Source organism: Porphyrobacter sp. HT-58-2, from assembly GCF_002952215.1.
Classification (GTDB): domain Bacteria; phylum Pseudomonadota; class Alphaproteobacteria; order Sphingomonadales; family Sphingomonadaceae; genus Erythrobacter.
Map to the genome: position 1 here is coordinate 2,144,548 of NZ_CP022600.1, position 18,597 is coordinate 2,163,144.

Below are 18,597 nucleotides of genomic sequence, written 5' to 3' on the forward strand. Positions count from 1 at the left end.
ATGGCGACCGTCAACGTGACTGATGCAAGCTTCAAGGCCGACGTGCTGGAGAGTGATACTCCCGTATTGGTGGATTTCTGGGCTGATTGGTGCGGGCCGTGCAAGATGATCGCCCCGGCACTGGAGGAAATCAGCGATGAATTGGCCGGGCAAGTGAAGATTGCCAAGGTCGACATCATGGAGAACACCGACATCGCCACGCAGATGGGGGTGCAGTCGATCCCGCTGATGGTGCTGTTCAAGGATGGCAAGCCCGTCGCACAAAAGCTGGGTGCAGCGCCAAAGGGCGCGCTCAAGGCATGGCTTGAAGGCGAGCTTTAAGGCTCAACCCGTTACCCGCGCGACGAACGCGTCCCAGATGGCCGGGTTCGACGCGCCCACGAGGCCGGGCGCATCGTGCTGGTCGACCCGGTAGGCGCTGCCGTCAAGTCGCGCCGCCTTGCCGCCCGCTTCATTGAGCCACAGCACACCTGCCGCGTGATCCCATGCGAGCGTGCGCTTGAAGCTGGATATGTCGTTCTCGCCCAGCGCCAGACGCGGATACTGCTCGGCGGCGCAGCGTGGGATGTCGACCAAGGTGTAATGGGGTGCAAGTTTTGCGTCGACCATCGCGGATTGTTCTGGGGTGAGGAAGATACGGCTGACCGCAGTGACCGGCTGTTCGTGACCAGTGGTGCGGGCCGCGACCTTGTCGCCGTTTACAAACGCCCCTTCGCCGCGCCGCGCGTGGCAGAAACGGTCCTTCACCGGATCATAGATCCACCCTGCAACGGCCTCTCCCCCATCGGCAAGGGCGATGATGATCCCGAAGGGTTCCTTGCCTTCCGCAAAGTTGGCCGTGCCGTCGAGAGGATCAATGATCCAGCACTGGCCCGAGAGGTGTTCAAGCACCGCAGGGTCGGCGTGCGCGGCCTCTTCGCCCACCACTGCGACCCCGGGGGCAAGGCGGGTGAGGGCTTCGGTCAGAAAGCCTTCCACTTCGCGGTCAACGATGGTCACGGGATCGTCCGCGCCCTTCATTTCCACCTCGTGCGCGGCAAGTTGGCGAAAACGCGGAAGCATTGAACGCTGCGCAGCAAAGCGCATCAGATCGCGAATCTCGTCGTCGAGCGCACTCATGAGCGGTAATCCGCGTTGATCGCGATGTAGCCGTGGGTGAGATCGCAGGTCCAAACACAAGCGCGGCCTGCCCCGATCCCGAGGTCGACCGCGATGTCGATCTCCTCGCCCGTCAGGTGCGCGGCGACGGGAGCTTCGTCATAGTCTTCGACCGGCACCCCGTTTCGCGCAGTCCATACCCCCCCGAAGGCGATGGAGAGCCGGTCGCGGTCGGCTGGCTGTCCTGCCTTGCCGACCGCCATGACCACGCGGCCCCAATTGGCATCCTCGCCAGCGATGGCGGTCTTGACCAGAGGCGAGTTGGCGATGCTGAGGCCCACGCGGCGCGCGCTGTCGTCACTGGACGCGCCCGAAACGCGGATGGTGATGAACTTGCGTGCACCTTCCCCGTCGCGCACCACCAATTGCGCAAGGTTGCGGCACACGTCTGCGAGCGCCGCTGCGAAAGCATCCGCGCCAGGGCTGTCCCAGCTTTCGATGCGGGCATTGCCTGCCTTGCCGGTGGCGAAGACCAAAACTGTGTCGCTGGTCGACGTATCGCCATCGACTGTAATGCAGCTGAATGTTGCGGCATTGGCGCATTCGAGCGCCTCTTGCAGGAAGGCAGGCGCAATGTCGGCATCGGTAAAGATGTAGCCGAGCATGGTCGCCATGTCTGGGGCGATCATGCCGCTTCCCTTGATGATCCCGGCAAATTCGACACGCTGGCCCCCCACCATTGCGCTTGCGCCAGCCCCTTTCGCGAAGGTGTCGGTGGTGCCGATCGCATTGGCGGCTTCCTCCCATCCGCAAGGTTCGGCGGCGAGCGCGGCGGCGATCCCGGCCTCAGCCTTGTCGATGGGCAGTGGCACACCGATCACGCCGGTCGATGAGACGAACACCTCGTCAAGGCCGCAGCCCAGCGCACCAGAAACTTGCGCCCGGATCGCTTCCACTGCAGCGCGCCCGCGCCAACCGGTGAAGGCGTTGGAGTTGCCCGCATTGACGACCAGCGCCCGCGCACGGCCAAGTTTGAGTGCCTCGCGGCCGAGTTCCACTTCAGACGACGCACAGGCGCTCTTGGTAAACACGCCCGCTGCTGCCGTACCCTCGGCGAGTTCGGCAAAGGTCAGATCACAGCGATCCCATGTCTTGTAGCGCGCCCGCGCGACGCGCAGGCTTACACCCGCAATCATTGGCATGGCGGGGAAGGGACGGGCGAGGGGTGAACGATCGATCTGCATGGCAAAGCCCTCTAGGCACGTGATGGTAGACAGTAAATCGGCAAAGCTGGTGGACGAAACGCACGGACTTGCCTATTTAGCCCTCACCATGACCCGGCATTTTCTTGCGCTTCTGGCCCTGCTGACCGGCCTTGCCGCACTTGGCGGCCCGGCCCATGCGTCGCTGGGCGAGGCCTTGGCTTGCAGTGCCAGCATTGCGGCAGCGGCGGGTGACGAGGTTGCGGGTGGAGAGACTGCCGCTGTTCAGCCTGTCCCTGCCACAATCATGGAAACCCGCGCTCTGGCCGTACCAGAAGCCCGCCCGGCCATGCCTGATGCGCTGCGCCTGCCGGTCTTGATGGGGATCGAACGCGCCTTTGAATAGGCTGCGGAAAGTCGATTTTCTTCGTTTTTCAGCGTTTTGCGCTGCTGCCTACGGCCACGCCGCGCTTTGTGTTTCGATCCGTTTCAGGCCCATGCACGGCCCGCACCCCATCAAAGGTTCTCTTTCCCATGTTCAATGCTCTCGTCAAATCCGTGTTCGGATCCGCCAATGATCGTCACGTGAAATCGCTGCGCAAGATCGTCGACAAGATCAACGCGCTTGAACCGCAAATGCAGGCGCTCTCCGATGAAGAATTGCAAGGCCAGACGGCCAAGCTGCGCGGTTTGATCGATGGCGGGGCGAGCCTTGATGACATCTTGCCCGAAGCTTTTGCTACCGTGCGGGAGGCATCAGTGCGCGTTTTCGGGATGCGTCACTTCGATGTGCAGATGATCGGCGGGATCACGCTTCACCGCGGCGAAATCGCCGAAATGCGCACGGGCGAGGGCAAGACCCTGATGGCGACGCTCGCAGTCTACCTCAATGCGATCGAAGGCAAGGGCGTCCACGTCGTCACGGTCAATGATTACCTCGCCCGGCGCGACGCTGCCGAAATGGGGCGGCTTTACAATTGGCTTGGGCTGACGGTTGGCGTGATCGTTCCGGGCATGCCGGAGGAAAGCAAGCGCGACGCTTACAACGCCGACATCACCTACGGCACCAACAACGAATTCGGCTTCGACTATCTGCGCGATAACATGAAGCACGAACGCAGTCAGATGGCGCAGCGGCCGTTTAACTTCGCGATCGTCGATGAAGTGGACTCGATCCTGATCGACGAGGCCCGCACCCCGCTGATCATCTCCGGACCAACCGAAGACAAGTCGGAGCTTTACGTCGCGCTCGATCAGGTGGCGCGGGAGATCCCGGTTGAATGGCTGGACATCGACGAGAAGGTGAAACGCGTCCAGTTGACCGAGGAAGGGCTGGAAGAGGTTGAGAAACTGCTTCTCGAAAAGGGTCTGCTGGCGACCGAGAACCTTTATGATGTCGAGAACACGCAGGTCGTCCACCATCTCGATCAGGCGCTTGTTGCCAATTTCGCCCGCAAGCGCGACACCGATTACATCGTCAAGGATGGCAAGGTCATCATTATCGACGAGTTTACCGGCCGCATGATGGATGGCCGTCGCTGGTCGAACGGGCTGCATCAGGCGGTCGAGGCCAAGGAAGGCGTCCGAATCGAGCCCGAAAACCAGACGATGGCGTCGATTACCTTCCAGAACTATTTCCGCATGTACCCGAAGCTTTCGGGCATGACCGGCACGGCCGCGACCGAGGCGGCAGAATTCTGGGACATCTACAAGGTCGGTGTGGTCGAAATCCCGACCAACCTTCCGGTCGCTCGCATCGACGAGGAAGACGAGTTCTACAAGAACACGCTCGACAAGTTTTCAGCCATTGCCAAGGCGATCAAAGAGAAGAATGCGATCGGTCAGCCAGTGCTGGTCGGCACGGTTTCGATCGAGAAGTCGGAACTGCTCAGCCAGTTTCTCGACAAGGAAGGGGTCAAGCATTCGGTGCTGAACGCGCGCTTCCATGAACAGGAAGCCGGTATCGTGGCCCAGGCTGGCCGGCTTGGCGCGGTGACCATTGCTACAAACATGGCAGGGCGCGGGACTGACATCCAGCTCGGGGGCAATGTCGAATACCGTATCCGCGACGAACTCGCCGATATGCCCGAAGGGCCGGAGCGCGATGCCGCAATTGCCCGCATCAAGGCTGAAGTTGCCGAGGAAAAGGAAAAGGTGAAGGCAGCGGGCGGCTTGTTCGTGCTCGGCACCGAGCGCCACGAATCGCGCCGCATCGACAACCAGCTGCGCGGCCGTTCGGGCCGTCAAGGGGACCCTGGCCTGTCCCGGTTCTACCTGTGCCTTGAGGACGACCTGCTGCGCATCTTTGGCCCTGACACGCTGTTCGCCAAGATGATGAATTCCAACCTTGCTGACGGCGAAGCGATCGGTTCGAAGTGGCTGTCCAAGGCGATCGAGACCGCGCAGAAGAAGGTTGAGACGCGAAATTACGACACCCGCAAACAGGTCGTTCAATACGATGACGTGATGAATGATCAGCGCAAGGTCGTTTACGAACAACGCGCTGAAATCATGGATTCCGAAGCGGTCGATGACGTGGTCGTCGATATGCGCCATGACACGATCAACACTATCGTCGGCAGCGCCTGCCCGCCAGGCTCCTATCCCGAGCAGTGGGACATGGCGAGCCTCAAGGCCAAGGTCGAGGACATCTTCGGGCTTCAGCCGCCCTTTGATGAATGGCTTGAGGAAGATCAGGTCGAGCCGGAGCTGCTCGAAGAACGCCTGCGCGAAATGACCGATGCGATGATGGAGGAAAAGATCACGCGATCCGATCCCGCGATCTGGCGGATCGTGGAAAAGGACGTGCTGCTGCGCCAGCTTGATCATCACTGGAAGGAACACCTCGCCACGCTCGATGCGCTGCGGCAGGTGATCTGGATGCGCGGCATTGCTCAGAAACAGCCGATCAATGAATACAAGCAGGAAGCATTCGGCCTGTTCGAAACCATGCTCGATACCCTGCGTGAGGAAGTGACTAAGATCCTGTTCCGTGCTGAACTCAGGATCGAACCGCCGCAGCCGCAGCGGCTCCCCGAACTGCCGGATTTCCTGACGGGCCATATCGACCCGCTGACCGGGCTCGACAATTCGGCTGACGGCGACGGGTCGGAACTGCGTCCCGAATTGTTCGGCTCACTGGCAGGAAGCCCGCGGGCGGCAACTGGGCCTGGCGGAGCGAACATTGACAACCCCTGGGCCAATCTCGACATCAGCCGCAATGCGCCCTGTCCTTGCGGCAGCGGCAACAAGTACAAGCACTGCCACGGCGCGATTGCGGGTGCGCAGATCGTCTGAACGGGGTGCAGGTTAGGCGGGGGCTGCGATGATGATCGGAGCGGTTCCGGCGTTTCTGGCGCTGACCTTCGGAGTGACGGCGCTGCTTTATGCCAGCGTCGGCTTCGGCGGTGGTTCCACCTATTCGGCGCTGTTGGCACTATCGGGGCTGGATTACCGCCTGCTGCCGCTGGTCAGTCTTGCGTGCAACATCGTGGTGGTAACGGGCGGGAGCATCCGCTTTGCCCGCTCGGGGGTGACCCCTTGGAGAAAGGCGCTGGTGATCGTCAGTCTCGGGGCTCCGGCGAGTTTTGTCGGCGGCCTGACCCCGATCAAGGAAGCGACTTTTCTGACGCTGCTTGGTGCCAGTCTGGTGCTGACGGCGCTTACCATGCTGCTTCCGGTGCGGGACAGCGTCAACGGGTCAGCGACCAGGCTTGCGCGCTGGATGCCCCTCGCAGCTGCACCGCTGGGTTATCTTGCCGGGCTGGTGGGGATTGGCGGCGGGATCTTTCTTGCGCCTCTTCTGCATCTTGGCCGATGGCACGAGGCGCGCGGAATTGCTGCAACAGCAAGCCTGTTTATCCTCGTAAACTCACTCTTCGGCCTTGCAGGTCAAATGCTCAAGAACGGCCCCGATCTGTTCGGGACGGCAATCAACGCGGCGTTGCCTCTGCTGCTTGCAGTCGTGATTGGCGGTCAAGTCGGCAGCCTGATGGCCGCGCGTCTGCTTCCGCCCAAGTGGATAAGGTGGCTAACCGCCCTGCTGGTACTGGTGGTGGGCGCGCGCCTGCTCGCCGGAGTGTGAACTCCGTTATAGCGGCGAAAATGGAGGAAAATGGCTCCCCGAGTAGGATTCGAACCTACGGCCATTCGATTAACAGTCGAATGCTCTACCGCTGAGCTATCGGGGAGCAACCGGCAGACAAGTCCGCTGGCAGAGGCGCGCGTATATGGGGGGTGCTGCGGGATTGCAAGGGGGTTTTGAACAGCCTGCGATCACAAGCGATCCAACCCGGTGCGCGGCGGCCTCGCGGCTTTGCGAGCAAGAGCCGCGCGCGGCATGATGTGCGCAAAGCTAGGCCGTGACAAACTGCTCCGCCACGATCCGCTCCTCCAGGCTCTGGCCCGGGTCGAACAGCAGCGTGAGGTCATTGTCATGCGCGATTCTCAGGCGCACTTCCGCAATGTCGCGCAGTTCCTTCTGGTCAGCCACGGCCGCGACCGGGCGTTTGGCCGGATCAAGCACCTTGAGAATGATTGGCATCCGGTCAGGCAGGATCGCCCCACGCCAGCGCCGCGGGCGAAAGGGGCTGATCGGGGTCAGCGCAAGCATCTTGCTGTCGAGCGGCAGAATTGGCCCCTGCGCGGACAGGTTATAGGCGGTCGATCCCGCTGGGGTCGCCACCAGAACCCCGTCGCACACCAGTTCGCGGATCCGCACACGGTCGCCCACGGTGACCTCGATCTTGGCGGTCTGTCGGGTTTCGCGCAGCAGCGACAGTTCGTTGATTGCATTCAGAACGTGCGTTTCGCCATCCTGTGTTACGGCCTCAACACGCAGAGGTGAAATCGTCCAGCGTCGCGCCTTGTTGACCCGCGGGGCGATCAGCGCGCGCTTGTCATAGCGGTTCATGAGGAAACCGACCGTGCCGAGGTTCATCCCGAAGGCAGGGATCACGCGTCCGGCATCCAGCATGGCATGGAGCGTCTGGAGCATGAAACCGTCGCCTCCCAGCACAACCACGGCATCAGCCTCGGCCAGCGACACCCACTCGCCCTGTGAGAGCAACGCCTCATGCGCTTCAAGCGCGCGGGGCGTATCGGAGGCCAGCAGCGCGAGGCGCTGATAGGTCACATCATTGCTCGCCATTCTTTCCCCTCCGGCAGCAAAGCAGACCGGGAGCACTTATCCCCGACGCTTCGCTTGGCGATGGCCCTGATGTGCCATATCGGCTCGGATTGCAATTGATGCGAGGCATGGGGCCGTTCAATGGCTAAGGAGAGGCGGGCAAGAGGAGCGTGATGGAACAGGGTCGGACATCCTTGCGCGGGCCAGCAACCCGTGGGCGCTTTCCCGGCGTGAGCCCGGGTGTGCTGGAGGCCGATCTGTTGCGCGCGCTTGACCGGCGCGAGATCGAGGTATTGTTCCAGCCGCAATTCTCCTGCGTTACCGGTGCGGTTGTCGGGGCCGAGGCCTTGGCACGCTGGCGGCACCCGACATTGGGAGCCATCGGTGCGCGGGATCTGTTTGCAGTGGCCGAGCGTGCAGCACTGGTTGCTCCCTTGTCGCGCCATGTCGTTGCCCGTGCATTGGAAGACGCGGCGACCTGGCCGGATAATCTTACCTTATCGCTCAACATCACGCCCGAGGAACTGGGCGACCCGCGCTTTGCGGCGGATTTCGCTGCCCTGATCGGGCGGTCTGACATCGCGCCAAAGCGGTTGATGCTGGAGATCACCGAGGATTTGCTGCTGCGCAATCTGCCGCAGGCCGCAAGTGCGCTGAAAGCCTTGCGCGGCCTCGGCTTCTGCACCGCACTTGACGATTTTGGTGCGGGCTTCTGCAATTTCCGTTACCTGCGCGAACTGCCCCTGGATGCGCTCAAGCTCGACAAGGTGATGGTTGAGGGCGTGCCAGCCGACCCCACGGCCCTTGCGGTGTTCCGGGCGATTGTCCAGCTTGGCAAGGCGCTCGGCCTTTCAATCTATGCCGAAGGGATCGAGACGGAGATCCAGCGCGCCGCGATCACTGCCGAGGGCTGCGATTACTGGCTGGGTTTTTTACGCGCCCAGCCCATGCCGAGCGAAAGCGTGCTGGCAATGGCTCGCACAGCGCGCGGAATGGGGCACGGTTAACCGGGAAGGCTATGGGCTGGGCGTGGCGCCTTTGAGGTGCCGATCGAACCAGTCGATGATCCGCCTCAGCGAATCGATCTGGTTCTCTCGCTTGGCAAAACCGTGGCCTTCGTCGCGGTAGAATACCGTCTCGTTCGGAATACCGATCTCGGCAAGAATTGCCGCGACTTCCTCTGCCTGTCCCCGCGGCACACGGATATCGCGGTCGCCCTGCAGCGAAAGCAGCGGTGCTTTGATGTTCCGGATATAGGTGATCGGCGAGTTCGAGGCGTAAACCTCGCGGTCCCTGACTGGATCGCCCAGCAGCGAGATCAGGTATTGCTGCAGCAAGGCATCGGCCGTGTCGTACATGCTGAACCAGTTAATGATGCCAAACAGCTGCGCTCCGGCCGCGAATTCATCGGGCGTTCTGGCGAGCGCGATAAGGGTCATGTAGCCGCCGTAGGAGCCGCCCGTGATCCCGACCTTGTCCGGATCGACATAGCCGCTATCGATCAGGAACTGCTTGCCCGCGATCACATCGCGCAGGTCGCCGCCGCCCAGATCCTGATAATTCGCGTTCTGGAACGGTTGTCCATAGCCGGTCGAGCCGCGAACATTGGGTTGCATCACGATGTAGCCACGGCTGGCAAGCGCGGTGGCCGTGCGGTTGAACCCGTCGCGGCTCTGGCCGGTCGGGCCTCCGTGTGGCAGCAGGATCGCCGGGTTGGTGCCGTCGCGCTTGAGGTTGAACGGCATGGTGACGATCGCGCTGATCAGTGTCCCGTCAAAGCTCTTGTAGGTGACGATCCGGGTTTTGGGCAGGGTTTCGGACTTCAGGCTCGCCACGCCCATCGCGGTGATCGGTCTGGCATTGCCGCTTGCAAGATCGACCAGTTGAAGGTCGCTCGGCCGGTCGGCTCCCGAATGGATTGCCAGAACGCGTCCACCATCGGGGGAAAACGGCGTATCGGCACCTGCAAAGCCATTCGTGCCGGGCGGCAGCGCCAGGGGCGTCTCTGCCAGCGTTTCGACATTCACCAGTGAGGCAATGGTGCGGCCATCTTCATTGCGGGTCACCGTAAGAGTGCGGCCATCGGGGCTGAATGATCCTGCCGATTGCTCCCACGGAGTCGGTTTCAGCCAGCGCCATGCGCTGGTCTTTGTGTCGTAGATCCCTGCGCGCAGCTGGCCGGTCTCCTGGTTGGTGGTAACAGCCACCAGCCTGCCGTCGGCGGTCACGTCGCTTGCTTCGTAGATTGTGCCGGGCTGGCCTAGCATCAGGCGTTTTGCGCCGCTTGGGACGTCAACGCGCCAGACCTCCGCCATGGTGCTGTTGGCGTTGGAGCGCACTGCAATCAAGGCCTTCCCGTCCTCGATCCAGGCCACAGGTGCCCAGCGCAACGCCGGGTCAGGTTCTGTGACAAGCGGCGTTGTCCTGCCGCTCGTCAGATCGATCAGGGCAAGGTTGACCTGCCCTTCGCTTTGCAGCTTGGTCGCGATCACGCCCCTCTGGCCATTGGGCGCGATGATCAGCGACGTTTCGCGCAGCTCAGGGGTGTTGGTGAGGTTGCGCACCGGGCCGCCATTGGCTGGTACGGCAAAAATATCGAACTGCTCGTCGCCGCCAACATCCTGTGTGAAATAGAGCACGCGTCCGTCGAGCGAGGGCATCAAGCCGCCCTGACGCTCCTCCGAACGGGTCAATTGTACCGGCCAGCCGCCGGTTGCTGGGATCTTCCAGATATTGTTCCGACCCGTAAGATTCGTGACGAGGAAGATCTCGTTCCCGTCCCGGCTCCATGCGGTAGCGCCCAGCGTGCGTGAATAGGACAGATCCTCTACCGGAACGGGGACGGCATCGGGGTTGGTGGGGCTTTCCAGCTCTGCGGGATTGCTGACGGGACGTTCGGGGCTGGGGACTTGAGCCGTCGCCGGAACCGCAAGGAAGATGAGCGAGGCCGATGCCAATGGCAAACATGATGGCAAAAGACGGCTGCGACTGATTGACCTTGATGTGCGCATGGCATTCCCCCTTGGCTTCCCTTGTTCTCCCCGGAAAAGCTAGCAGAACAAGATGCCGTGTCACCCTGGATTCAACGGCAAGGCTAAGCTGCTCTCTTTGCTTTCGCCGCCTTCTTCACGATACCGGAAAGGCCCTTGGTCAGCTGAAACAGTCCGTTGAGGCGGCTCAGAGGGTCACCCCAGGCCCGGTTGATCACCAGCTTCATGTCGGGGCGCAGGCGGGCAGTGTCTTTGCCGCCTTCGTTGAGGCGAGAGACATAGGCGATCAGGCCCGCCGGTTCGGGGAAATCATCCCTGTGGAAGGTCACGAGCGTGCCACGCGCGCCGACATCGATCTTGGCGATGTTGGCGGCAATGGCCTGATGCTTGATCTCGATCAGGCGAATGAGGTTCTTGGTCGGCTGCGGCAGGTCGCCGAAGCGGTCGATCATCTCGGCGGCGAGGCTTTCGATCTCGGTCTGCCCCTCTGCCTGATTAAGGCGGCGGTAGAGCGCCATGCGCACGGCGAGATCGGGGACATAATCCTCGGGGATCATGATCGGCGCATCGACGGTGATCTGCGGGGTGATCTTGTCGGGCGCCGGGGCAAGGCCCATCTCGCCCGCCTTGGCGGCAAGGATCGCCTCCTCCAGCATCGCCTGATAGAGTTCGAAGCCGACCTCGCGGATATGGCCGGACTGCTCGTCGCCCAAAAGATTGCCCGCGCCGCGAATGTCGAGATCGTGGCTCGCCAGCTGGAAGCCCGCGCCAAGGCTGTCGAGATCGCCCAGCACCTTCAACCGCTTCTGCGCCACTTCGGACAGGGCGACGTCCTTCTCATGCGTAAGGTAAGCATAGGCGCGCAGCTTCGCCCGCCCGACACGGCCCCTGAGCTGGTAGAGTTGCGCCAGACCGAAGCGGTCGGCGCGGTGGATGATGATGGTGTTGGCGCTCGGGATGTCGAGGCCGCTTTCGACGATGGTGGTTGAAAGCAGCACGTCATACTTGCGATCATAGAACGCTCCCATCCGCTCCTCGACCTCGGCGGGGCTCATCTGGCCGTGGGCGGAGACGCATTTCACCTCCGGCACATTTTCGCGCAACCATTCTTCGACGTCGGTCATGTCGGAGATGCGGGGGACAACAATGAAGCTTTGCCCGCCGCGATGGTGTTCGCGCAGCAGGGCTTCGCGGATCACCATGTCGTCCCACTCCATCACATAGGTGCGGACCGCAAGGCGATCGACCGGCGGGGTCTGGATGGTGGAAAGCTCGCGCAGGCCCGACATCGCCATCTGAAGCGTGCGCGGGATCGGGGTGGCGGTAAGGGTAAGGACGTGAACGTCGGCGCGCAGCTGCTTGAGCTTCTCCTTGTGGGTGACGCCGAAGCGCTGCTCCTCGTCGACGATCACGAGACCGAGGTTCTTGAACTTGGTCGATTTGGACAGGATCGCATGGGTGCCGACCACCAGATCGATCTGGCCATTTTCCAGCCCCTCGCGGGTCTCGGCGGCTTCCTTGGCGCTGACGAGGCGCGAGAGGCGACCGACCTTAAGGGGGAAGCCCGCGAACCGCTCAGCGAAGTTCTGGTAATGCTGACGGGCGAGCAAGGTGGTTGGCGCAACGATGGCCACCTGTTGTCCTGCCATTGCCGCAACAAACGCAGCCCGTAGCGCCACCTCGGTCTTCCCGAAACCGACATCGCCGCACACCAGCCGGTCCATCGGGCGGCCGCTTTCGAGGTCGGCGAGGACATCGGCGATGGCGCGTTCCTGATCCTCGGTCTCGGCCCAGGGGAAGCGGTCGGTGAACTGGGTGAGGCTGGCCGCGTCGGTCGCCAGCACGGTTGCCTGCCGCAGCGCACGGGCGGCGGCGACCTGCATCAACTCGCCTGCGATGGCGGTAATGCGCTCCTTGAGCTTTGCCCGCCGCCGCTGCCACGCCTCGCCGCCCAGTTTGTCGAGCGGGACGGCCTGTTCGGACGAGCCATAGCGGGTGAGGACATCGAGGTTTTCGACCGGGATGAACAGCTTGTCTCCGCCCGCATATTCGAGCGCGACGCAATCGTGCTGGCTCTTGCCGACCGGGATCGGCTCAAGCCCGAGATAGCGCCCGATCCCGTGTTCGACATGGACCACCAGATCGCCGCGCGACAGGGCCTGAAGTTCGGCAAGGAAAGCGTCAGAATCGCGACGTTTCTTCTTGCGCCGCACCAGCCGGTCACCCAGCACATCGGCTTCGGTGACGAGGTCGATGGTGTCGCTGGCAAAGCCGTGTTCGAGTGGGAGGACAACCACCGCGGTCTTGGCTTTGGCAGAGAGGCCCAGGGCCTGCTGCCAGCTGTCCGCCAGTGCGGTGGGCGCGCCTGCTTCCTCAAGGATTGCCGCGATCCGCCGCGCGCTTCCGGTCGAATAGGCGGCAAACAGCGGCTTGCGCCCGGCCTTGGCGACCGCCTTCAGGTGCGCGGCGGCAGCCTCATAGACATTCTCGCCGCGCCCCCGTTCCGGCGCGAAATCGCGGCCCGAACGGAAGCCGAAATCGACCGTCGCCGGCCCCGGCTCGGCGGCAAAGCCGGTGGCGCGGTGGGCGGGGAAGGCGGCCAGCGCCGCTTCGAATTCGGCGCGGGTGAGATAGAGCGCTTCGGGGCCGAGCGGGCGGTAGGAGCCCTTCTTCTCGCCCGCAATCCGGCTGCGCTGTTCGTGGTAATCGGTGATGTCGGTCAGGCGTTCTTCCGCAGCGCCCAGCGCGCTTTGGTCGATGATCACGACATCGTCCTTGGCAAGGTGATCGAACAGGCTGGCCAGCTTGTCCTCGAACAAGGGCAGCCAGTGTTCCATGCCTGCAAGGCGCCGACCCTCGGACACGGCTTCGTAGAGCGGGTCCTGCGTCGCATTGGCGCCGAACAACTCGCGGTAACGGGAGCGGAACCGTTTGATGCTGTCCTCGTCCACCAGCGCCTCGGATGCCGGGAGCAGCAGGTGGCTGTCGATCCGCTCCACCGTGCGCTGGGTGGCGGGGTCGAACAGGCGCAAGCTCTCCAGTTCGTCTCCGAAGAAGTCGAGCCTCAGACCCGCCTCAAGGCTGGAAGGGAAGATGTCGACAATCGAGCCCCGGACAGCGAATTCGCCGTGGTCGATCACTGTGTCGGTGCGGCTGTAGCCCTGCCGCGTCAGCAGCGCGGCGAGGCTTTCGTGGCCGATCTGCGTGCCGACCTTGAACTCGCGGACGGATTCGCGCACCCGGAACGGGGTCAGCACGCGCTGAAGAACGGCGTTGATGGTGGTCACCAGCAATTGCTGGCCTGCACCCGGATTCTGCAAGCGGTGCAGCGTAGCGAGGCGCTGGGCGCTGATCGTCAGCGCCGGGCTGGCGCGGTCATAGGGGAGGCAGTCCCACGCCGGAAACTCGATCACCTCAATCTCGGGCGCAAAGAATCGCGCTGCCTCGGCCGTCGCGCGCATGGCCGCGTCGTCGGGCGCGATGAACACTGCGCGGCGCTTGGCCGCGCGCGCCAGATCGGCGAGCACCAGCGGCAGGCTCCCGCGCGGGAGCGAGGCGAGGGTCAGCGGATCGGTGCCGGCAAGGATGCGTTTAAGGTCGGGCATGGGCTTCCATAAAGCGGCGCGGGCGCATTGCGTTCCCGCCGCCCGGTCTTCGCGCGGCCCCTTAGCGCGGAATGTCGACGTAATCGAGGCGCTGCATCGCGGTGAGCAAGTCGCCAGCGATATGTTCCGGTGCGGGCTGCGATCCCAGCGCCCAGGCCATCACGTCGACATCATCGGCATCGAGCAGGGCTTCGAACCACGCCAGTTCCGCCTCGCTCCATTGCGCGTGATAGCGATCATAGAAGCCGCCGATCATGTAATCGGCCTCGCGCGTGCCGCGGTGCCAGCTGCGGAACTTGGCGCGGGCAAGACGTTGTTCGAAAGAGGGCGTGTCGGTCATGATGGCCACCTAGCCACAGCTTCCCGCTGCTTCAACTCGCAAAGACGCAAAGCGAGTGATAGCGAATGCAACCATGCGCCCCGAGGCTCTCAATCCGCTGTTTGCTGAAGTCCAGACGCTCGAAGGCGTTGGGCCGAAGCTTATGAAGCCGCTCGAACGGCTTGGCCTCGCGCGGGTCAAGGACGTTGCCTATCATCTGCCAGAACGCTTCGTGAGCCGCCGCGCGATTGCCAATCTCGACGAGGGAAGCGAGGGCGAACAGGTCATTATCGCGCTTACCCCGATCGAGCATCGCAGCCCTCGTGCGGGTAGCCGCGGACCTTACCGTGTGCTGGCGCAGGACGTGCGCGGCAATATCTGCGCGCTGACATGGTTCGGAAAAGCGGCCTATGCGGCAAAGAAGCTGGTACCGGTGGGCGAGACGCGCTGGGTGGCCGGGCGGCTCGATCGTTATGGCGACATGCTTCAGATCGTTCATCCCGATCATATCGAAGTGGAAAGCGCGGCGCATATGGGCCGCCTGTCAGAGCCGGTCTATCGCCTGTCCGAAGGCCTCACCCAGCCGCGCATCGCCGCCTTTACCGAACAGGCGCTGGCGCGGCTGCCCGAACTTCCCGAATGGATCGAACCCGGCCAGCTTGAACGCGCCGGCTGGCCATCATGGGCGGCGGCGCTGCGGATGGCGCATGAGGGCACCGAGCCCAAGGCCCGCGATCGGCTGGCCTATGACGAATTGCTGGCGAACTCCCTCGCACTGCTGCTGGTCAAGGCCGAAGGGCGGCGGCGCAAGGGGACGGCGCTGGTGGGCGACGGGGCCTTGCGCGCGAAGTTGCAACTGCCCTTCGCCCTGACGGGGGCTCAGGCGCGCTCGATTGCCGAGATTGCGGGCGACATGGCGCAGGAAGCCCCGATGCTGCGCCTGCTGCAAGGCGATGTCGGCGCGGGCAAGACGGTGGTCGCGCTCAACGCGATGCTGATCGCGGTCGAGGCGGGCAAGCAGGCGGCGCTGCTCGCGCCCACCGAAATTCTCGCGCGCCAGCATTTTGAAACGCTGCGCAAGATGCTCGGCCCGACGGGGGTGGAGATTGCCCTGCTGACGGGCCGCGCCAAGGGCCGCGAGCGCGAGTCCATCCTGATGGGGCTGCTCGATGGGTCGATCCAGCTTCTGGTCGGAACGCATGCGATCTTTCAGGACAGCGTGAACTACCGCGATCTAGGCCTCGTGGTGATCGACGAACAGCACCGTTTCGGCGTCGCGCAACGTCTGGCGCTGGCCGCCAAGGGCCGCCGCGCGCCGCATACCCTCGCCATGACCGCCACCCCGATCCCGCGCTCGCTGACGCTGGCGCAATATGGCGAGATGGACGTGAGCCGCCTTGATGAACTGCCCCCGGGGCGGCAGGCGATCGACACGCGGGTGGTGGCGATGGAGCGGATCGAGGATGTGGTCGCCGGGGTTGAGCGGCACCTTGCCAGCGGGCAGCAGGCCTATTGGGTCTGCCCGATGGTGCGCGAGATCGACGGCGTCCCCGACATGGCCGACATCGCCGCCGCCGAGGCGCGGTTTGCGGCGCTGAAGGAGCGTTTTGGCGACGCGGTCGTCCTCGTCCACGGCCAGCTGCGGCCTGAGGTCAAGGACGCCGCAATGGAGCGGTTCGCCAGCGGGCAGGCGCGGCTACTGGTGGCGACGACGGTGATCGAGGTGGGTGTCGATGTGCCGTCTGCCACGCTGATGGTGATCGAACAGGCGGAGCGCTTCGGCCTTGCCCAGTTGCACCAGCTGCGCGGGCGGGTGGGGCGGGGGGCGGAGAAGTCGACCTGCCTGCTGCTGCGCTCGGCCCAACTGTCCGAGACCGGCCGCGCACGGCTGGCCCTGATGCGCGAGACGCAGGACGGGTTCAGGATCGCCGAGGAAGACCTGGCGCTGCGGGGCGGGGGCGAGCTGCTCGGCACGCGGCAATCGGGGGAGGCGGCGTTCCGGATCGCTGACCTCGAACAGATGCAGCGTCTGCTACCGGTAGCTCATGGCGATGCGCGGCTGCTGATGGAGCGGGACGGAGGCCTGACCAGCCAGCGCGGCGAGGCGGCCCGGCTACTGCTTTACCTGTTCGAACGTGACTGGGGCGTTCAGCTATTGCGCGGCGGTTAGGCCCGGAAGCGGACACTTTCGCGAAGCAGTCGCTCTGCCCATGCTTCGACACCAAGCGTGATCATCTGCCATGCGGCCTCAAAAGCCTCGGTTTCGCCATAGTAGGGATCCGGCACAGGCTCTCCCCGGCGCCCGTCGACTTCATCCATCAGCATAGCCAGCCTAGCGGTACCATTGCGCGGTGCGCGCGAGCGCAGGGCCTCAAGGTTGGCGCGGTCGAGCGCGATGATGTGGGTGAAGCGGAAGAAATCGTCCCGTTCGATCTGGCGAGCGGACTGGCCGGAGATATCAATTCCATTGAGGCTGGCGATGGTCACGGCACGCGGATCGGGCCGTTGGCCGACGTGATAGGATGCGGTTCCGGCCGAATCCACAATGCAGGAAAGCCCGCGCGCCTCGGCCACTGCGCGGAACGCCCCTTCGGCCATTGGTGACCGGCAAATGTTGCCGAGACACACAAACAGCAGGCTGGTTTTATGTTCAATACCCCCGTGCATGGACGGCCAACTATAACAAATCTGCGCCTCTGTCCACGTCCTATCTTGTTGGTTTCACGTGAAACATATCGATTTCAGCCGATAGCGCGGGGAGGGAGCGTGCTGCGCCGGGGCAAGGCCGGGGCAGGGCTCGGCCAAGGGAGGCCTGAAGGGGGGCTAACGGGGGTCTACACCCCCCCTGAGACCGCGTGTATTGCTCGGGGCGATGTGCTCGACAGCACATCTTCGGTGATCCTGCGGATGTTGACCTTGGCCTTCAGTCGCGCGCCGAGCAGCGCTGTGCCTGAAACCTTGCGCTGGACAAAAAGCGTTTCGATCGGCGGGAAGGCCCATGTCTCCTTGTCCTGCGCGATGGCATAGCCTTCGTCCCGCAACAGGGGAATGAACGCGCGGTCGCCAAAGTCGAATGGCGCATCCTCGCGCATTTCATTGATGACGATATCGATCATGCGGTTCACGCGCTCGGGGTGCTTTTCGGCGACGATCGGCATCATGAACCCGGCCTCGATGGTCGCCTTGAGCACTTCCTCGGCATTACCTCTGAGGCCCGCTTCCAGCATCCGGCGATAACCGTTGGCGACAGCTGGATCGACCGGGCGGCAGGCGCCGAAATCGAGCAGCACGATCTCGCCTGTCTCGCGCCGGTAGCGGAAATTGGCAAAGTTCGGATCGGTCTGCATCACGCCGAAATCGAACAGTTCGCGCGCCACCAGCCGGATCAGCCGGGCAAACACAGCGTCGCGGCGTTCGGGCGATTCGTTGCCCAGCTCCTCGATGCTGACGCCGTCCTCGAAACTCATTGCCAGGATCGAACCACGGGTCAGACCTTCGTGGAGCTTTGGGACGACGAAGCCTTCGACGCCTGCCAGTTGCTCGCGATACATCGCCATCTGGGCGCCTTCGCGCTCGTAATCGGCTTCCTCGTGAAGCTGCTGCTTTGCTGCCGCCATCAGCTTGTCCATCTCAAGTTCCGGCGGTGCGAAGCCTGCGATCTTGAGCAGCGTCATGACATTGTCGACATCGGAATCGATACTTTTGGCGACGCCCGGATACTGCACCTTGATTGCCAGTTCCTCGCCATCGCGGGTCAGCGCCTTGTGCACCTGTCCAATGCTGGCGGCGGCGATGGGGCGGGGGTTGAACCAGCGGAACTGCTTGCGCCATTCCGGTCCCCATTCGCTTTTCAGCACCTGATCAAGCTGGCGGGTCGGCATGAAATTGGCCTGATCGCGCAAGGTCGCGAGGATTTTCGAGAGCTCCTCCGGCAGAAAGTCACCCGCATCGAGGCTGATCATCTGCCCCATCTTCATCGCCGCACCGCGCAGATGGCTGAGGCGGTCGGTCAGGCGCTGGACATTGCCGGGAGTGAGGATCAGGTCGCGCGCATTGATGCCATCACCGCTCGCCAGCCGCCGCGCACCTTCGGCAACCATGCCGCCGGCAACGCCCCCGACCAGTCGCCCGAAGGTGCCAAGCCGCGCGATCCGCCCAGCCGGGACGGCACGCTGGCGGCTGCGGTCTTCGGGGAACTGGCTGAAATCAGGGGTCTGGTCATCGTCGGCCACGGGGGAGGGTGCTTCCGGCTTGC

The 18,597-nt window shown here is 63.4% G+C and carries 14 protein-coding genes and 1 tRNA gene; 6 read left to right on the forward strand and 9 right to left on the reverse strand.

Annotation, left to right across the window (positions count from 1 at the left end; genetic code table 11):
- Positions 1–321, forward strand: coding sequence for a thioredoxin (trxA, locus tag CHX26_RS10075; RefSeq protein WP_104943370.1), 321 nt, complete (start codon positions 1–3; stop codon positions 319–321).
- Positions 322–324: 3 nt separating this feature from the next.
- Here the strand turns inward: trxA and CHX26_RS10080 are convergent, their stop codons facing one another.
- Positions 325–1,119, reverse strand: coding sequence for an inositol monophosphatase family protein (locus CHX26_RS10080; protein ID WP_104942251.1), 795 nt, complete (start codon positions 1,117–1,119; stop codon positions 325–327).
- Positions 1,116–2,342 (reverse strand): bifunctional glutamate N-acetyltransferase/amino-acid acetyltransferase ArgJ, encoded by a 1,227-nt coding sequence (gene argJ, locus CHX26_RS10085; protein WP_104942252.1) that lies wholly within the window; start codon positions 2,340–2,342, stop codon positions 1,116–1,118. The genes CHX26_RS10080 and argJ overlap by 4 nt, the downstream gene beginning before the upstream one ends.
- Between argJ and CHX26_RS10090 the strand changes: the two genes are divergently transcribed.
- The 3 genes from CHX26_RS10090 to CHX26_RS10100 all read left to right on the forward strand — a co-directional run bounded on the left by CHX26_RS10090 (position 2,341) and on the right by CHX26_RS10100 (position 6,384).
- Positions 2,341–2,706: a hypothetical protein gene (locus tag CHX26_RS10090; RefSeq protein WP_233997115.1), complete on the forward strand. Its 366-nt coding sequence runs from the start codon at positions 2,341–2,343 to the stop codon at positions 2,704–2,706. The genes argJ and CHX26_RS10090 overlap by 2 nt on opposite strands.
- 128 nt (positions 2,707–2,834) lie before the next feature.
- Positions 2,835–5,597, forward strand: coding sequence for a preprotein translocase subunit SecA (gene secA, locus CHX26_RS10095; protein WP_104942254.1), 2,763 nt, complete (start codon positions 2,835–2,837; stop codon positions 5,595–5,597).
- A gap of 31 nt (positions 5,598–5,628) precedes the next feature.
- A complete protein-coding gene (locus CHX26_RS10100) occupies positions 5,629–6,384 on the forward strand; it encodes a sulfite exporter TauE/SafE family protein (protein WP_104943371.1) in 756 nt (251 codons plus the stop codon).
- Between the two features lie 31 nt (positions 6,385–6,415).
- Here the strand turns inward: CHX26_RS10100 and CHX26_RS10105 are convergent.
- Both CHX26_RS10105 and CHX26_RS10110 read right to left on the reverse strand, forming a co-directional pair.
- Positions 6,416–6,490, reverse strand: a tRNA-Asn gene (locus CHX26_RS10105).
- 164 nt (positions 6,491–6,654) lie between these two features.
- The gene (locus tag CHX26_RS10110; protein WP_104942255.1) at positions 6,655–7,449 is read right to left on the reverse strand and encodes an NAD kinase; all 795 of its coding nucleotides are present in this window, start codon (positions 7,447–7,449) and stop codon (positions 6,655–6,657) included.
- Positions 7,450–7,601: 152 nt separating this feature from the next.
- Between CHX26_RS10110 and CHX26_RS10115 the strand changes: the two genes are divergently transcribed.
- Positions 7,602–8,435, forward strand: coding sequence for an EAL domain-containing protein (locus CHX26_RS10115; RefSeq protein ID WP_104942256.1), 834 nt, complete (start codon positions 7,602–7,604; stop codon positions 8,433–8,435).
- A 9-nt stretch (positions 8,436–8,444) separates the two neighbouring features.
- On the opposite strand, the gene CHX26_RS10120 is transcribed toward CHX26_RS10115, so the two are convergent.
- The 3 genes from CHX26_RS10120 to CHX26_RS10130 form a co-directional block, all read right to left on the reverse strand.
- Entirely contained in the window at positions 8,445–10,385 is a 1,941-nt protein-coding gene (locus CHX26_RS10120) for a S9 family peptidase (RefSeq protein ID WP_233997117.1), read from the reverse strand.
- Between the two features lie 137 nt (positions 10,386–10,522).
- Entirely contained in the window at positions 10,523–14,023 is a 3,501-nt protein-coding gene (gene mfd / locus CHX26_RS10125) for a transcription-repair coupling factor (RefSeq protein ID WP_104942258.1), read from the reverse strand.
- Between the two features lie 61 nt (positions 14,024–14,084).
- Positions 14,085–14,363 carry an FAD assembly factor SdhE gene (locus CHX26_RS10130; RefSeq protein WP_104943372.1) on the reverse strand — a complete coding sequence of 93 codons (279 nt, stop codon included), beginning with the start codon at positions 14,361–14,363 and terminating at the stop codon, positions 14,085–14,087.
- A gap of 73 nt (positions 14,364–14,436) precedes the next feature.
- On the opposite strand from CHX26_RS10130, the gene recG reads away from it, so the two are divergent.
- Positions 14,437–16,512, forward strand: coding sequence for an ATP-dependent DNA helicase RecG (gene recG, locus CHX26_RS10135; protein ID WP_104942259.1), 2,076 nt, complete (start codon positions 14,437–14,439; stop codon positions 16,510–16,512).
- Here the strand turns inward: recG and CHX26_RS10140 are convergent.
- A complete protein-coding gene (locus tag CHX26_RS10140; protein WP_104942260.1) occupies positions 16,509–17,009 on the reverse strand; it encodes a low molecular weight protein-tyrosine-phosphatase in 501 nt (166 codons plus the stop codon). The two genes, recG and CHX26_RS10140, sit on opposite strands and share 4 nt — an antisense overlap.
- A gap of 167 nt (positions 17,010–17,176) precedes the next feature.
- Entirely contained in the window at positions 17,177–18,574 is a 1,398-nt protein-coding gene (locus CHX26_RS10145; RefSeq protein ID WP_104942261.1) for an ABC1 kinase family protein, read from the reverse strand.
- Between the last annotated feature and the right edge of the window lie 23 nt (positions 18,575–18,597).

What these genes read in the sequence shown, in the direction of transcription:
- trxA (WP_104943370.1), top strand. Translation starts at nt 1, where the DNA reads ATGGCGACCGTCAACGTGACTGATGCAAGCTTCAAGGCCGACGTGCTG.
- recG (WP_104942259.1), top strand. Translation starts at nt 14,437, where the DNA reads ATGCGCCCCGAGGCTCTCAATCCGCTGTTTGCTGAAGTCCAGACGCTC.
- CHX26_RS10140 (WP_104942260.1), bottom strand. Translation starts at nt 17,009, where the DNA reads ATGCACGGGGGTATTGAACATAAAACCAGCCTGCTGTTTGTGTGTCTC.
- secA (WP_104942254.1), top strand. Translation starts at nt 2,835, where the DNA reads ATGTTCAATGCTCTCGTCAAATCCGTGTTCGGATCCGCCAATGATCGT.
- argJ (WP_104942252.1), bottom strand. Translation starts at nt 2,342, where the DNA reads ATGCAGATCGATCGTTCACCCCTCGCCCGTCCCTTCCCCGCCATGCCA.
- CHX26_RS10090 (WP_233997115.1), top strand. Translation starts at nt 2,341, where the DNA reads ATGGCAAAGCCCTCTAGGCACGTGATGGTAGACAGTAAATCGGCAAAG.
- CHX26_RS10130 (WP_104943372.1), bottom strand. Translation starts at nt 14,363, where the DNA reads ATGACCGACACGCCCTCTTTCGAACAACGTCTTGCCCGCGCCAAGTTC.
- CHX26_RS10080 (WP_104942251.1), bottom strand. Translation starts at nt 1,119, where the DNA reads ATGAGTGCGCTCGACGACGAGATTCGCGATCTGATGCGCTTTGCTGCG.
- CHX26_RS10115 (WP_104942256.1), top strand. Translation starts at nt 7,602, where the DNA reads ATGGAACAGGGTCGGACATCCTTGCGCGGGCCAGCAACCCGTGGGCGC.
- CHX26_RS10100 (WP_104943371.1), top strand. Translation starts at nt 5,629, where the DNA reads ATGATCGGAGCGGTTCCGGCGTTTCTGGCGCTGACCTTCGGAGTGACG.
- mfd (WP_104942258.1), bottom strand. Translation starts at nt 14,023, where the DNA reads ATGCCCGACCTTAAACGCATCCTTGCCGGCACCGATCCGCTGACCCTC.
- CHX26_RS10110 (WP_104942255.1), bottom strand. Translation starts at nt 7,449, where the DNA reads ATGGCGAGCAATGATGTGACCTATCAGCGCCTCGCGCTGCTGGCCTCC.